General features: G+C 55.6%; 12 protein-coding genes and 1 tRNA gene. All 13 read right to left on the reverse strand.

What is annotated here, in order from left to right; translation table 11 throughout:
- Positions 1-535 precede the first annotated feature (535 nt).
- Positions 536-703 carry a hypothetical protein gene (locus E0E37_RS18465; RefSeq protein WP_165445148.1) on the reverse strand — a complete coding sequence of 56 codons (168 nt, stop codon included), beginning with the start codon at positions 701-703 and terminating at the stop codon, positions 536-538.
- Positions 704-1,210: 507 nt separating this feature from the next.
- Positions 1,211-1,286 (reverse strand) — tRNA-Ala (locus tag E0E37_RS01430).
- A gap of 257 nt (positions 1,287-1,543) precedes the next feature.
- Positions 1,544-2,362, reverse strand: coding sequence for a bifunctional 5,10-methylenetetrahydrofolate dehydrogenase/5,10-methenyltetrahydrofolate cyclohydrolase (locus E0E37_RS01435; protein WP_130861195.1), 819 nt, complete (start codon positions 2,360-2,362; stop codon positions 1,544-1,546).
- A gap of 89 nt (positions 2,363-2,451) precedes the next feature.
- Positions 2,452-3,735, reverse strand: a complete 1,284-nt coding sequence (gene purD / locus E0E37_RS01440; protein ID WP_130861196.1) for a phosphoribosylamine--glycine ligase — start codon at positions 3,733-3,735, stop codon at positions 2,452-2,454.
- Between the two features lie 33 nt (positions 3,736-3,768).
- Positions 3,769-5,199: an amidophosphoribosyltransferase gene (locus tag E0E37_RS01445; protein WP_130861197.1), complete on the reverse strand. Its 1,431-nt coding sequence runs from the start codon at positions 5,197-5,199 to the stop codon at positions 3,769-3,771.
- A gap of 92 nt (positions 5,200-5,291) precedes the next feature.
- Positions 5,292-5,894, reverse strand: coding sequence for a phosphoribosylglycinamide formyltransferase (purN, locus tag E0E37_RS01450; protein WP_130861198.1), 603 nt, complete (start codon positions 5,892-5,894; stop codon positions 5,292-5,294).
- Entirely contained in the window at positions 5,888-6,919 is a 1,032-nt protein-coding gene (gene purM / locus E0E37_RS01455; protein WP_130861199.1) for a phosphoribosylformylglycinamidine cyclo-ligase, read from the reverse strand. The genes purN and purM overlap by 7 nt, the downstream gene beginning before the upstream one ends.
- Before the next feature lie 21 nt (positions 6,920-6,940).
- Positions 6,941-7,645 (reverse strand): phosphoribosylaminoimidazolesuccinocarboxamide synthase, encoded by a 705-nt coding sequence (gene purC, locus E0E37_RS01460; RefSeq protein WP_130861200.1) that lies wholly within the window; start codon positions 7,643-7,645, stop codon positions 6,941-6,943.
- Positions 7,646-7,810: 165 nt separating this feature from the next.
- Positions 7,811-8,299 (reverse strand): 5-(carboxyamino)imidazole ribonucleotide mutase, encoded by a 489-nt coding sequence (purE, locus tag E0E37_RS01465; RefSeq protein WP_130861201.1) that lies wholly within the window; start codon positions 8,297-8,299, stop codon positions 7,811-7,813.
- A 116-nt stretch (positions 8,300-8,415) separates the two neighbouring features.
- Complete coding sequence (locus E0E37_RS01470; RefSeq protein WP_130861202.1) at positions 8,416-12,210, reverse strand: phosphoribosylformylglycinamidine synthase; 3,795 nt, start codon at positions 12,208-12,210, stop codon at positions 8,416-8,418.
- Positions 12,211-12,883: 673 nt separating this feature from the next.
- Positions 12,884-13,603: an amino acid ABC transporter ATP-binding protein gene (locus E0E37_RS01475; RefSeq protein ID WP_130861203.1), complete on the reverse strand. Its 720-nt coding sequence runs from the start codon at positions 13,601-13,603 to the stop codon at positions 12,884-12,886.
- A 293-nt stretch (positions 13,604-13,896) separates the two neighbouring features.
- Positions 13,897-14,619: a phosphate signaling complex protein PhoU gene (gene phoU, locus E0E37_RS01480; protein ID WP_207302902.1), complete on the reverse strand. Its 723-nt coding sequence runs from the start codon at positions 14,617-14,619 to the stop codon at positions 13,897-13,899.
- 17 nt (positions 14,620-14,636) lie between these two features.
- Positions 14,637-15,392, reverse strand: coding sequence for a phosphate ABC transporter ATP-binding protein PstB (gene pstB, locus E0E37_RS01485; RefSeq protein ID WP_216858907.1), 756 nt, complete (start codon positions 15,390-15,392; stop codon positions 14,637-14,639).
- Positions 15,393-15,431 lie beyond the last annotated feature (39 nt).

Below are 15,431 nucleotides of genomic sequence, written 5' to 3' on the forward strand. Positions count from 1 at the left end.
ATATTCGACGGCTCTCTCCGTCCTCTCTTTCATTGTAAAGGATAAAAGGGACGGCGGGAGAAGACTTGCCCTCCGCGGCCCCATTGCAGGAAACAAAGTAATACAGAATAACAGCCGGTTTAACGCTAAAACGCCCCCTTCTCGGCAACAAGCTTTTTATATTACACTTGACCGCCCAAAAGGGAGCATCTTAATTTATCGGATTATTTGGGTTAATTATCATGCTATTTCCCAGCCCAAAATTGATGACCACATTTCAGACACGTTATAAGAACTTTCTCTGCGTTAATACTGCCCGCAATAAGACCAACTCCGCCAAACAAAGCGCCTCCAAGCGCCGCGGTTCCTATGTCAAATCCTTTCTTACCTGCGGATAGTGAAGTTTTTCGTGCTTTGGCTTTTTCTGGCGCTACTATTTGCAGCTGCCACCGCACAGCAGGCCAACTAAATTCGGATCGTTCGTGCTGTGATTATGCGCGCATGCGATCAGGCAGAACAAAAGCGCGCCATTTCTGACGCGCTCGGTTAACGCTTATTACATTCTCACTTCAAACCCATTTTCGTCTTTCTGCTGCATGTCGAGATACTTCTGGTAGGCCATATTGGCTGTTTCCGGTGAATCTTTTCGCAAGCCTTCCCAGCCAGTCTCTCCGACGATGACATACTCTATGAAATCCTTTACCATATCATACGAAACTGTCATTCAGCAATCCTTTCTCTAGTGTTCTTCTCCGCGCTGTTTCCACAACGGCAGGTACTCTTTCCGCCATTCATCGCTATGTTTTAGGCAGTATTCGATATATGCGGCTCTCTCTATCTCAAATTCATAGGCGGTCATTCCTTCATAAAAAAGGGATACTCCGAAAAACAAACTCCACTGTAGCGATCCAGTATAATTTTCTTCAGCTCATCCCGATCAAAGTAATCTGGTATCATGGTAACGCCTCCACACTCTTCTGCCAGCATAACGCGAATGTAATATAGACGCAATAAGATACGACTACCCTAAGCAAGTGGTAAAGATCCATTTCAAAAAATCAAACTTAGCCCGACAGTATACCCACATCGGTGATAATCACAAACGTAAGACGGTGAAAAACTCCTTTCTCACCAAGGCGAATACCGATGTATGAAAGCTGTGGAAAATTCAAAATTAATTAAAAAAACAGCCCTTTTCAATTCCCTGAAAACGGCTGTTTTTCAACATTTTTGGTGGAGAATAGGGGGATCGAACCCCTGACCTCCTGATTGCGAACCAGGCGCTCTCCCAGCTGAGCTAATTCCCCAAAACTGCTACCTTTTCATTATAACACAAAACTTGATCTGTGCAAGTCCCAAAAAATATTTTTTTGTATCCTCCGCTGTTTTTCATGATGAGATCTATACTGTAATGCAGAAGAGCTCCGGTCCCGGCCTGCATGCGTCCGGAAAAAGAAGGACGTGCTGCAGATCGCTCTGCAGCACGTCTATTTCACTGGGTCGGACTTAGCGGACGCTTTATTTCTTTCGCATCGATCCGTCTTTCCGGTCACCGCTCATCTGCCTACAGGATATGCTTCAGCAAAATCGTGGAAGTCACCGCGCCCACGCCGCCGGGAACCGGGGTGATGGCGGCCACTTTGTCCCTGACCGTCTCAAGATCCACGTCCCCGCACATCCTGCCGTCCAGAAAATTGATGCCGACGTCGATCACTACGGCGTTCTCATTGAAGTACTCGGCGCCAAAGAAACGCCCTTTTCCTATGCCTGTGACCACAATGTCCGCCTGATGCAGAACCTCCGCCAGATCTCTGGTCTTTGAATGACAGATGGTAACGGTGGCGTTTTCCTGTAAAAACAGCAGAGCCAGCGGCTTGCCCAGCACCAGGCTCCGGTTGACCACCGCCACTCGTTTCCCCTCTATGGGGATCTCATAATGCTTCAAAATGGCGATCACCGCCTCCGGCGTACAGGGGGCGATGGCGGAAGCGTCTCCCGTCAGAAGCCTCTGCAGCTGAATGGGATTCATGCAGTCGGCGTCCTTTTCAGGTTTTACCGCCCGGGCGATCTGGTCCTCGTCGATCTGCCCCGGGAGCGGTCTGAAGATCAGCATGCCGTCCACGCTGTCATCTTCATTCACCTTTTCTACCTCGGAAAGCAGGGCCTCCTCCTGTATATCCGCCGGGTAAGCCAGCGTCTTCACGTCGATCCCCAGCTCTATACCGTTTTTGCGCACCCTCTCTTCATAGGCCACGTCCGGCCCGTTTTCTCCAACCCGAAGGATGGCGAGACAGGGCCTGCGCCCTGCCCGGCTTCTGGCTTCTGCCTGTTCGGCGATCTGCTGCTTCAGCCGGGCGGCCACGTCTTTTCCGCTCAGTAACATATGTTTCTCCTGTTCGTTTGATTTGTTCTGCTCGTTCTGTATTTCCCGCGTCTTCAGCCGCCGGTGGCCGGACCGCCGGTCTTCTTACGCTACCTTTTCACGATGGTGCCGATGTCCTTTCGATACTGCATGCCCTGGAAATGAATGCGCTCCACATTGGCAAAAGCCTTTTCCCTGGCCTCGTCGTGGGTGGCTCCGGTAGCCGTTACAGCCAGCACCCGGCCGCCGTTGGTGACCACCGCAGGCTCCCCGCACCCGTCTTCCGCTCCGGCAAAGGCCGTCCCCGCGTGGAATACGATCACATCGCTGTCCACCTGATCCAGACCGCTGATCACACGGCCCTTGTCAGAACTGGCCGGATAGCCCGCGGATGCCAGCACTACGCTGACCGCCCGTCTGTCGCTCCACCGGATCTCCTGATCGCTCAGACGATTGTCGATGACCGCTTCGAATATATCCGTCAGATCGCTGTCCAGCCGCGCCAGCACGGACTGTGTCTCCGGATCGCCGAAGCGGTTGTTGAACTCGATGACTTTCGGCCCGTCCTCACCGATCATCAGACCGATGAACAGCACGCCTCTGAAGTCCAGTCCATCCTCCTGAAACCCTTTCAGCGTAGGCTCCAGAATGCTTTCCCGTATCTGTTCTTCCAATTCCCGTGTAAAGACCAGACTGGGGGAATAACTGCCCATGCCGCCGGTGTTGGGTCCTTTGTCCCCGTCGAAGATCCGCTTGTAGTCCTGAGCGGATTCCATGGGTACGATGGTATGCTGGTCCACGAAGCAGAGCATGGACGCCTCGATGCCCGTGAGGAACTCCTCCACCACCACCTTGTCGCCCGCCGTGCCGAAGACTCTGTCTCCCATCATCTCCTCCACGGCCTTCAGGGCTTCCGCCTCGTTTTCAGCGATGACTACCCCTTTGCCTGAGGCCAGTCCGTCCGCTTTGAGAACCATGGGATAGCCGTACATCCCCACCGCTTTTTTCAGTTCTTCTTTGTCTGTGAACTCTTTATATCCCGCTGTGGGAATTTGATGGCGGTCCAGGAACGCCTTGGTAAAGGCCTTGCTGGCCTCAAGCTGAGCGCACTTTTTGTTGGGTCCGAAGGCGCGGATGCCCCGTTTCTCTATCTCATCCACAACGCCCATGGCAAGGGGCACCTCCGGTCCGATGACCGCCATATCCACTTCTTTCTCAGCGGCGAAGGCGCAGAGGGCCTCGATGTCCTCCGCTCCGATCTTCACGCACTCAGCCACCTGGGCGATGCCGGCGTTTCCCGGCGCGCACCAAAGTTTCTCCACCCTGGGACTCTGGGCCAGCTTCCAGGCGATGGCGTGTTCCCGTCCGCCGTTTCCAACTATCAATATTTTCATTCTGTCGTCCTCCGTCTACTCCGCCGTCAGCTTCTATCCCCGCCCGTCCCAGCAATAGGTACAGAGCTTGCATGGGCTGATGCCCACCGCCTCTTTCATGCCGGATAACTTGTGGAAGCGCAGATCGTCAAAATCCAGCTTCTTCTGGATCTCTTCCACCATACGGGCGTTTTCCTTCGAATCCTCGTCCGCATATCTCGCCAGCGTCGCCTCGTCAGGCACGCTGCCTTCCAGCTCTTCTATGACTCTGCGTGAGATGAGTTCTCTGTCCGATACGGAGCGTGAGAAGTTCAGGTACTTGCAGGGATACATGATAGGCGGGCAGGCCGACCGAACGTGGATCTCTTTCGCATTGTTCTCTTTCAGGAACTGCGCCGTTCCCGAGAGCTGCGTTCCACGGACGATGGAGTCGTCCACCAGCACGAACTTTTTGTTCTCGATGATCTGCCGCACCGGAACCAGCTTCATTTTTGCGATGAGCTCCCGTCCCGTCTGATTGGGCGGCATGAAGCTGCGGGGCCAGGTGGGCGTGTATTTGATCAGCGGGCGCGAATAGGGGATCTTCGATTCCGCCGCATAGCCCAGCGCGTGGGCCGTGCCGCTGTCCGGCACGCCGGCCACGTAGTCCACATCCAGCGGCACGCCGCCGTTGTCGGCTATATCGGCCCTGGCCAGTCCCGCGCCGTTGCGGTAGCGCACCTGTTCCACATTCTGTCCTTCGTACGTGGTAGTCACGTACCCGAAATAGGTCCAGAGGAACGTACATATATGCATTTCCTCCCGGGGCTCCTGGACGGTCTCATAGCCCGACTCCGTCACAAACACCACTTCTCCGGGTCCCAGCTCCTTCGCCGTCTGATATCCCAGATTGATAAAGGAGAAGGATTCCGAAGCGGCGCAGATGCTGCCCTCTTTTTCTCCGATGATCATGGGCGTTCTGCCGAATTTATCTCTGGCGGCGTAAAGCCCCTTGGGCGTCAGCACCAGCATGGTGAGGGAACCCTCCACCTTATCCTGCGCGTAGCGGATCCCGTCTACCAGATCCCGTCCTGATGAGATCAGCGCCGCAGCCAGCTCGGTGTTGTTGATCTCCCCGCTGCTCATGGCCATGAACTGGTGACATCCCGTGCGGATCAGCTCCTGTACCAGCTGTTCCTTGTTGTTGATGCGTCCCACCGTGCCGATGGCGAAATGTCCCTGACGGCTGAATACGTTCAGCGGCTGAGGTTCCCCGTCGCTGATGGAGCCGATCCCCATCTTTCCCACCATATTTCCGATCTCGTTTTCAAACTTCGTCCGGAAGGGAGAATTCTCTATGTTGTGAATGGAACGGTTGAACCCGCCGTACCCGTCGTACACACACAGGCCGCCCCTCTTCGTTCCCAGATGAGAGTGATAATCCGTTCCAAAAAATAAATCTACGATACAGTCGTCCCTTGAAACCGCGCCGAATAATCCGCCCACTTTTCCCTCCTTAAATTAGTCACATTCTATTTTGCGCTCATACCAGCCGATCTGTCTTCCGCTCCTCCGGCAAGCCTGAAGTTCAGCGGCTTCTAACGCTCATTTTCCATTTTCTTTTCCGCCAGATAACGGATGGACTGCACCAGGATCCGGTGTTCCGTCTCAAGTACCCTGGCCGCCAGCGTATCCGCCGTATCCTCTGCCAGAACAGGCACCCTGCCCTGCAGGATGATGGGACCGGAGTCCACGCCCTCGTCCACATAATGGACCGTGGCGCCGCTCTCCTTCTCACCGCCGGCCAGCACCGCCTCATGGACGCGCTTTCCGTAAAAGCCCATGCCGCAGTATTTGGGAATGAGCGACGGATGGATGTTGATGATCCTGCCTTCGTAGGCCCTGATGATGTCCGGAGACAGGATGCTCATATATCCGGCCAGCACCACCAGATCGGTCTGGGCCGAATCCAGTTCTCTGAGGATCTCCCGGGCGCGGGCCTCCGGATCGGGGTAGTTTTCTTTTCCGATCACCGCGGCTGGTATACCGTGCTTCTTCGCCCGCTCCAGGGAATAGGCCCGGCTGTTGCTGGCGATGATCCGCACGATCCGGGCGCAGGGGATCTCTCCCCCCTCCACGCCGTCGATGACAGCCTGCAGGTTTGTCCCGCCGCCCGAGACCAGCACCGATATCCTCAGCATAGGGTCACGCCCTCGCCTTCTGTCACTCTGCCGATCACAGACGGCTTCTCGCCGGCCTCCTCAAGAGCTGCGATCAACGCCGGACTTTCCTTCTCATCCACGAACATCATGAGACCCATGCCCATATTGAACGTGGCAAACATGTCGCGCTCGTCAATATTGCCGCATTTCTGAATGTAGTCGAACAGCGCAGGCGCTTTCCAGGAAGATCTGTGGATCTCCACGCCCAGCCCCTTGGGCAGGATCCGGGGAATATTCTCAAAGAAACCGCCTCCGGTAATATGGACGATGCCCTTGATCTCGGCAGCCTTCCAGGCCGCGTTGCAGGCCGCCGTGTAGATCCGCGTGGGCCGCAGCAGCGCGTCGCCCAGCGTTTCTCCCAGCTCGTCGATATAGTCCAGCACATCCAGCTTCATCTTCTCAAAGAACACCTTGCGGACCAGCGAAAAACCGTTGCTGTGGAATCCGGAGGACGGAATGCCCACTACCACGTCGCCTTTTTTGATCTTGGACCCGTCGATGATCTTCTCTTTATCAACAACGCCCACTGCAAAACCGGCCATGTCGTACTCTCCCTCGCTGTAGAAGCCCGGCATCTCCGCCGTCTCGCCTCCCACCAGCGAACACTCGCCGAGCACACAGCCGTCCGCCACTCCCTTTACGATGTCGGCGATCTTCTCCGCCCCCACCTTTGCCGTAGCAATATAGTCCAGGAAAAACAGCGGCTTTGCCCCCTGGCAGAGAACGTCGTTGACGCACATGGCCACGCAGTCCTGACCCACCGTGTCGTGGCGGTCCATGAGAAAGGCTACCTTGAGCTTCGTCCCCACGCCGTCGGTTCCGGCCACCAGCACCGGTTCCTTCATATCCGCCACATCCAGCCTGAACAGGCTTCCAAAGCTGCCCAGCCCTGTCAGCACGTTGGGGGTGAAGGTCTTTCTCACGTGATCTTTCATGAGTCCTACCGCCCGCTCCCCTTCTTTTGTATCGACGCCGGCGTCCTTATAAGTGAGCTTTTCTTCCATTTCAATCCTCCATTATCTATCCTATTTTTCCATTCTCTTCAGAACGTTCTGATAGGTCTCCTCCACGTTGCCCAGATCTCTTCTGAAACGGTCCTTGTCCATCTTTTCATTGGTGTGAACGTCCCACAGCCGGCAGGTATCCGGAGAGATCTCGTCGGCCAGGATCACTTCACCGTCGCAGAGACCGAACTCGATCTTAAAGTCGATGAGCTTCAGATCTCTTTCCAGGAAAAATTCTTTCAGCGCGTCGTTTACCGCGTAAGCGTACTTCCTGACCGTAGCCAGCTGTTCTTCCGTAGCCAGCTCCAGAGCCAGAATGTGATCGTCGTTGATCAGGGGATCGCCCAGGGCGTCGTCCTTCAGCGAGAACTCAAGCACCGTGTGGGCCAGAGCTCTTCCCTCCTCCACGCCGTATCTCTTGGAGAAGGAACCAGCTGCCACATTGCGGATGATCACCTCCAGCGGCAGGATCTTTACAGCTTTGACCAGCGTTTCTCTGTCGCTGAGCTTTTCCACGAAATGAGTGGGAATGCCCTTCTTTTCCAGCATCTCAAAGATAATGTCGGACATGATATTGTTGACCACGCCCTTGTCGGCGATGGTTCCTTTCTTCTCTCCGTTGAACGCCGTTGCGTCGTCTTTATAGTCTACAATGTAAAGTTTCGGATCATCGGTCTTAAATACTTTCTTCGCCTTTCCCTCGTACAATTGCTCCAGTTTCTGCATGTTTCATTCCTCCCTTTCATGCTGTGCCGCAGTCCTGCCCGCGGTCCGCTTTCCCCCGCATGTCCGCGGGGATCCCTTTCCTTTTCGCCTTCCGCTGCGCCGCGCTGTCTGAACGCGGCGCCCAGTCCGTCCTGCTCGATCATACTTTCGATCTGCCTGCTGTATCTACTGCTTACCGCCGTTGAATTCTGCGTCCAGAGCCATGATATCCTCTTCCATTTTTGCCTTATAAGCCTTCATCTTATTCCGCAGTTCCGGATATTTGATGGACAACATCTGCACCGCCAGCAATCCCGCGTTCTCCGCTCCGTCGATCGCCACCGTGGCCACCGGAATGCCCTTGGGCATCTGAACGATGGACAGCAGAGAATCCAGTCCGTCCATTGTGGAAGACTTGACGGGCAGACCGATGACCGGCACCGGCGTAAAGGCAGCCAAAACGCCGCCCAGATGGGCCGCTTTGCCCGCCGCAGCGATGATCACCTCAATGCCGTTTTCCTCCGCCCCGGAAGCAAACCGCTCCGCCGCTCTGGGCGTTCTGTGCGCGGATATGATCCTTGTCTCGTACTCCACGCCAAAATCCTTCAGAATCTTCTCCGCTTTTTCGACAGTGCCGTAATCCGACTTACTGCCCATGACAATACCAACTTTCATGCGCCGCTCCTCTCTATTCCATAAATTTTCACTCAGGCGGCCTTTCCGGTCCCCTGCCGTTTATCCTCTGCATCGGCGAAGCCGCGGCGTCCTGCCCGCGGCTTCGCCGCTTTTTTCTATCTGAAATAATCCACGCCGGCCTCAAAGATCTTCTGATCCTTGCCGCCCTCCACGTTTCTGTACAGATCCTTTCCGATCCGCTCGGAATGGCCCATCTTTCCGAAGATCCTGCCGTCGGGCGAAGTGATGCCGCAGACTGCGGCCACACTGCCGTTGGGATTGAATCTGGGGTCCATGGTGGCGCATCCCTGATCATCCACATACTGGGTTGCGATCTGCCCGTTTTTGATCAGTTCATCCACCAGACTCTCGCTGGCGATGAAGCGCCCCTCTCCGTGGGAGATGGGAACGGTATGGATGTCGCCCGTGTGCACATTGGCCAGCCAGGGCGATTTTACCGAGGCGATCCTGGTACGGATCAGGCAGGACACGTGACGGCCTACCCGATTGTAGGTCAGCGTGGGACTGTCCTCCCCCGGCTCCACGATCTTTCCGTAAGGCACCAGACCCAGCTTGATGAGCGCCTGGAATCCGTTGCAGATCCCCAGCATCAGACCGTCTCTGTTCTCAAGGAAATCCTCCACAGCCTCCCGAATCTGCTGATTCCGGAAGATGGCAGTGATAAACTTGGCCGAGCCGTCCGGCTCGTCTCCGCCGGAAAAGCCTCCCGGTATCATGATGATCTGGCTCTCTCTGATGCTCTTTGCCAGACGGTGAATGGAACTGTTCAGATCTTCCTCCGTCCGGTTCAGGATCATCTGAATGGACGCCTCCGCTCCCGCTCTCTCAAAAGCCCGCTTGGAATCCATCTCGCAGTTGGTCCCCGGGAAGGCCGGGATCAGCACCCTGGGCCTGGCCAGCTTCACCGCCGGGCGCTTTTCATTTCTGCTTGTATATGCGATCTGCGGCGCAGGCTCCGCGTTCCTGTCCTCCGCGGCCACGCTGGGGAACACTCCCTCCAGCGGCGTCCTCCAGGCTCTGATCAGCTCCTCAAGATCAAAGATATAAAGCTCCTCCGCCGCGGCGTCCCCGCCGGTCTCACGGATGAATCCGATCTCGATCCTCTGATCGCCGGCGGTCTCTCCAATGACGGCGAACTGTCCTTCCACACCCGTCAGGTCCGTATCCGCCTCTACCTCAAGCAGCAGGTCGCCGTAGGCCGGGATCAGGTTCTCCGCCCGGATGCCGTACAGCTTCGCACCGATGCCGTTTCCCGCAGCCATGCGCAGGACCGTGGCCGGCAGACCGCCCTGACTCACCGTATCCGCCGCCAGGACCTTTCCCGCAGCCATGAGCTTCTGCACCGCCTTCATATTCGTTCTGTAGCCTTTGAAATCGATGACTTCATTTTCATCCCGCGTATTGCTGAAATAGATCAGCCTGCTGCCAGCTTTTTTCAGCTCCGCCGAGATGATGCCGCCGGCTTCCGCAACGCCTACGGCGAAGGAGACCAGCGTAGGCGGAACGTGAATGTCCATGAAAGTACCGGACATGCTGTCCTTCCCTCCGATAGCGGGGATCGACAGTTCCTTCTGCACCCTCAGCGCTCCCAGCAGCGCGGCGAAAGGCTTGCCCCACCGCTCCGGCTCCTTATTCAGCCGTTCAAAGTATTCCTGAAAGGTCAGCCGGGCTTTGGAGTAATCGCCTCCCATGGCCGTGATCTTCGTGGCCGAATCTATCACGGCGTACAGCGCGCTGTGGTAAGGGCTCTTCGATGCGATGGCCGGATCAAAGCCGAAGGACATCAGCGTCGCTGTGTCCGTGCTGCCCTCTGTGACCGGCAGCTTGGCCGCCATGCCCGCCGCCGGAGTCAGCTGATTCTTTCCTCCCAGCGGCATGAGCACCGTGCCTGCGCCGATGGTGCTGTCGAACTGTTCGATCAGCCCCTTCTGGCTGCAGCAGTTCAGATCCTGCACCGACCGCCGCACAAAGGCGTTCAGATCGTCCGAACTCCCTGCCGGACCCACCTGGGGGACCTGGAAGATCGGCTCCCAGCCGGCGGGTACCGACACCGCCGTATCCTGCTTCGCTCCGTTGGTATTCAGAAAATCTCTGGAAAGGCAGAGGATCCTCTCTCCCCTCCAGAACATGCGAAAGTACCCTGTATCGGTGACCTGGGCCACCACCGTGGCCTCCAGATTTTCTTCGTTGGCCAGAGCGATGAACCGATCCGCGTCTTCCCTGGCCACCACGGCGGCCATTCTCTCCTGAGATTCGGAGATAGCCAGCTCCGTGCCGTCCAGACCCTCGTATTTCTTCGTCACCAGATCCAGATTGACGTCGATGCTGTCAGCCAGCTCGCCGATGGCCACGGACACGCCGCCCGCGCCGAAATCGTTGCAGCGCTTGATCAGCGTGGAAGCTTCTTTTCTGCGAAACAGTCTCTGTATATTTCTCTCCACCGGCGGATTGCCCTTCTGGACCTCCGCTCCGCAGTTGAGGATAGATTCCTCCGTGTGCTCCTTTGACGACCCTGTGGCCCCGCCGCAGCCGTCTCTGCCCGTGCGCCCTCCGGCCAATACGATGACGTCGCCGGGTACCGGACGTTCTCTGCGCACATGGTCCGCCGGAGCTGCGCCGATCACCGCGCCTACCTCCATGCGCTTGGCCACATAGCCGGGATGATACACTTCCCGGACCAGCCCGGTGGCCAGACCGATCTGGTTTCCATAGGAGCTGTAGCCGTCCGCCGCGCCCTTGGTGATCTTTCTCTGGGGCAGCTTTCCGGACAGCGTATCTTCGATCCTGACTCTGGGATCCGCGCTTCCCGTCACCCGCATGGCCTGATACACGTAAACGCGGCCGGACAGCGGATCGCGGATGGCCCCGCCCAGACAGGTGGCCGCGCCGCCGAAGGGCTCGATCTCAGTGGGGTGGTTGTGCGTCTCGTTTTTGAACATCACCAGCCAGTCTTCCTCGCGTCCGTCGATCTTCGCCTTCACTTTGATGCTGCAGGCGTTGATCTCCTCCGATTCGTCCAGATCATCTGCAAAGCCGTGCTTTTTCAGATATTTCGCGCCGATCACCGCCATATCCATCAGGCAGATATCCTTCTCCCGCTGGCCGTACACATCTTTTCTCAGTTCCAGATAATCCTCATAAGCGGATTTGATCAGACGGCCGTAAGGGCCCTCGCCGTAGCGGATCTCCCTGATCCGTGTATTGAACGTCGTGTGGCGGCAGTGATCGGACCAGTAGGTGTCGATCACGCGAAGCTCGGTGATGGTGGGATCCCGGTCCTCTTTGGCGAAATAAGCCCGCACGAAGAGAATGTCGTCGCTGCTCATGGCAAAGCCCTGTTCTCTGCGGTATCTTTCCAGCTTTTCATCAGACCAGTTTTTAAAATCCGCCAGCACTTCCACCGCCGGAGGGACCTGAGAATCCATGGCCAGGGTCTCCGGCTTGTCCCAGTCCGCTTCCCGGCTGTCCACCGGATTGATGCAATAGTCCTTGACCGCCGCTTTCTCTTCATCCGTCAGACCGCCGCTGAGCACGTAGACCTTCGAGGAACGGACCGTCACCTTGGCCTGCGTGTTCAGCATCTGAATACACTGTGCCGCGGAATCCGCCCTCTGATCGTACTGCCCCGGAAGATATTCGCAGGCAAAAGAAAATGAGTCCGCATTCAGGGCAAGTTCCTCCTCGCACACCATGTCAATGGCAGGCTCGGAAAAAACAGCATGCTTGGCAGACTCATACGTAGCGTCGTCTATTCCCTCCACATCATATCTGTTTATGACGCGTACCCCTTCCAGCTGGGAGAGGTGCAGGTTGGTCCTCAGGTCCGTCAAAAGCTTCTGACCCTCCACATCGAAACCGCTTTTTTTCTCCACAAAAACTCTTCGTACCATGATTCTCCTCCATTTTACGAACATTATATATCATTTTATCGTTCAATATTCGTTTTTTAAGAAATAATTAGCGTTTTTCCACTTAATAGTACCAGATATTCCTCAAGATTTCAAATAAAACACGAAAATTATTTTAAAAAAGCGTAAAATTCCTCCTCTCATACCCACGCATCATTCAGGCTGCCCGCAGGGCGCTGCCGGCGCAATGCAGCTTATGTCGCAATCGTTCCTTCCCTGCGGCCATCCTCCCATGACCGGCCGCAGGCCGTCGTGGGATAATCCGCGCATGGCATCCGCCGCGCACAGAATCAATATAATAGCCGCTCTGCGGCTATTATCCCATGACCGGCCGCAGGCCGTCGTGGGATGATCCGCGCATGGCGTCCGCCGCGCACAGAATCGATAATAGCCGCTCTGCGGCTATTATATCATAAACTCCGCCCCGTGACTCCTCTATCTTTCGTTTTAAATAGGCCCGTCTCTGAGAAATTTCCGGCCGGACCCCCTGCGGACCGCAGCGCAAAAAGAAGCGGCCCCGGTCAGATGTCATTTTTCCAATTCAATGACATCGTCACGGGCCGCTTCTCCTTTTCCCAAAAGCAGCAGCTCCTATTTCATTGGCTTCCATTCATCCGCGGAAACGCGTATACGCATTTTTCCAGGGGCCGTGATCTTACGCGATCACCTTGCTCAGAAAGCTCTTGGTTCTCTCATGCTGGGGATGGTTGAATATCTGTTCCGGCGTGCCCTCTTCCACGATGGAACCGCCGTCCATGAACAGGACGCGGTCCGCCACTTCCCTGGCAAATCCCATCTCGTGAGTCACGATGACCATAGTCATGCCGCCGTGGGCCAATCCCTTCATCACGTCCAGCACCTCGCCCACCATCTCCGGGTCCAGCGCCGAGGTCGGCTCGTCGAAAAGCATTACGTCGGGATTCATAGCCAGCGCTCTGGCGATGGCTACCCGCTGTTTCTGACCTCCCGAAAGCGCTCCGGGATAGGACTCCGCCTTGTCGGCCACGCCCACTCTGTTCAGCAGCTCCAGCGACAGTTTTTTCGCCTCCGCTTCCTTCATATTCTTGACCCGCATGGGGCCGATCGCCACGTTTTCCAGCACGGTCATGTGCGGAAACAGATTAAAATTCTGAAACACCATGCCCATGTGCTGTCTTGTGGCGTTGATCTCTTTGAGACTTACTTCTTTGCCGTTTACGGCCACGGAACCCTCCGTGGGAGGATCCAGCAGATTAAGACATCTCAGGAACGTACTCTTTCCGGAGCCTGACGGTCCGATCACGCAGACTACCTCGTTATCTCTGATCTCCTCGTCGATTCCCTTCAGAACCTCAAGGTCGCCGAATTTCTTTTTCAGATTGTTGATCTTAATCATAAGTAGTACCCCCTCAACATCGATTTTCATACCGTTCTTTTTCGGTACAATGATGATTATACTACCGCATGAATAATTATGCAAGCTCTTTTATAAAAATCTGTGATTATTCTTTTATCCGTTCGACCGCGGCCCGATCTCCCCTGTTTCACGTCCCCTGATCAGCCCGCCTATAACCCGTGCCGCGGCTGCGATCATAAAATAAGAGCAGCCCCCGTTCAGGAGATCTTGTCTGCCTGACGGGGGCTCTGTTAAGAGAAGAAATAAGCTGTTTCAATATATTGCGGGTCCTTTTATTTATCTGCCCCGCTCTGTTTCGCCGCAGGATCGGGGACGCCGCCCTGAGCGTTCTGAGAACGCTCCTTTTCCATATCGACGATCCCCTCGATGGCGAACACCGTTTCCTCACAGATATTCGTAGCGTAATCGGCGATCCGCTCCAGATGGGAGGCGATGAACAGAAACATGACGCTCTGCCGGTTTTTTCTCTCATCCTCCCCGATCATTCCCAGCAGCTCCTCGTGGACGCTGCGGAACAGCTCGTCAACCTCTTCGTCTGCGATCCAGACCTTGCGCGCCAGACGAAGATCGCGGTTGACAAAGGCGTCGATGGCGTTTTTTACCATCTTTGCCGCCATATCCGCCATGCGCGGAATGTCGATCAGTTCCTTCATATATGTTTCATTCTCCAGACGGAGCGTGTACTTTGCAATGTCTTCACAGTGATCGCCGATCCGTTCCAGATCGCGGATCAGCTGCAGAATAGAGATGCACATGCGCAGATCCCCTGCCAGCGGCTGCTGCGTAGCCAGAAATTTTAACGTTTTGTCTGCGATGGCGTCTTCAATATCGTCTATTTTCTCGTCCCCGTCGATGATCGCCCGGGCAAGTTCGCCGTCCTTTTCTTTCAGCGAACGGACAGCGCTGTAGATGGTCTCCTCGACCAGCGACGTCATCTCCAGCAGGTCCCCTGTAATAGCGGACATATTGTGTTCCATTTGCGCTCTTGCTGCCATGGTTCAAACCTCCCTTATCAGCCGAATCTCCCTGTAATGTAATCCTCCGTTTTTTTATTGGAAGGATTAGAAAATATCTTTTCCGTCAGATCTGTCTCGATCACCTTTCCGGACAGGAAGAAAGACGTGTAGTCGGATACCCGGCCCGCCTGCTGCATATTGTGGGTGACGATAACGATGGTATATTTCTCTGACAACTGCTCCAGCAGTCCTTCTATTTTTGACGTAGCCACCGGATCCAGCGCCGAGGTCGGTTCATCCATGAGAACCACCTCGGGCTCCACCGCCAGGCATCTTGCAATGCACAGTCTCTGCTGCTGTCCTCCTGAGAGACCTGTCGCCGAGCGGTCCAGCCTGTCTTTCACCTCGTCCCACAGGGCCACTTCTTTCAACGTGCGCTCCACGATTGCGTCCAGCTTCGTCTTGTCCTTTTCCCCATGGATGCGGGGACCGTAGACGATATTTTCATAGATGGACTTGGGAAAGGGATTGGGCTTCTGAAACACCATTCCCACTTTCTTCCTCAATGTGATAAGGTCGTAGGACCTGTCGTAGATCTCCTGGCCGTCGAACTGGATGCTCCCCTCGATGCGGATGCCCTCGATCAGATCGTTCATCCGGTTCAGCGTCCGAAGAAATGTGGATTTTCCACAGCCCGAAGGCCCGATGAGCGCCGTCACACGGTTGGCGTAGATCTCCATATCCACGTCGATCAGAGCCTGAAACGCCCCGTAAAACAGGTTCAGCTTCTTTATATCAAACTTTTTTTCCATACCGGCCTTCTCCTCCGCGGCCTTCCGCGCCGCCTGTTC

This window comes from Bacilliculturomica massiliensis (assembly GCF_900605495.1).
Lineage (GTDB): Bacteria > Bacillota > Clostridia > Peptostreptococcales > Anaerovoracaceae > Bacilliculturomica > Bacilliculturomica massiliensis.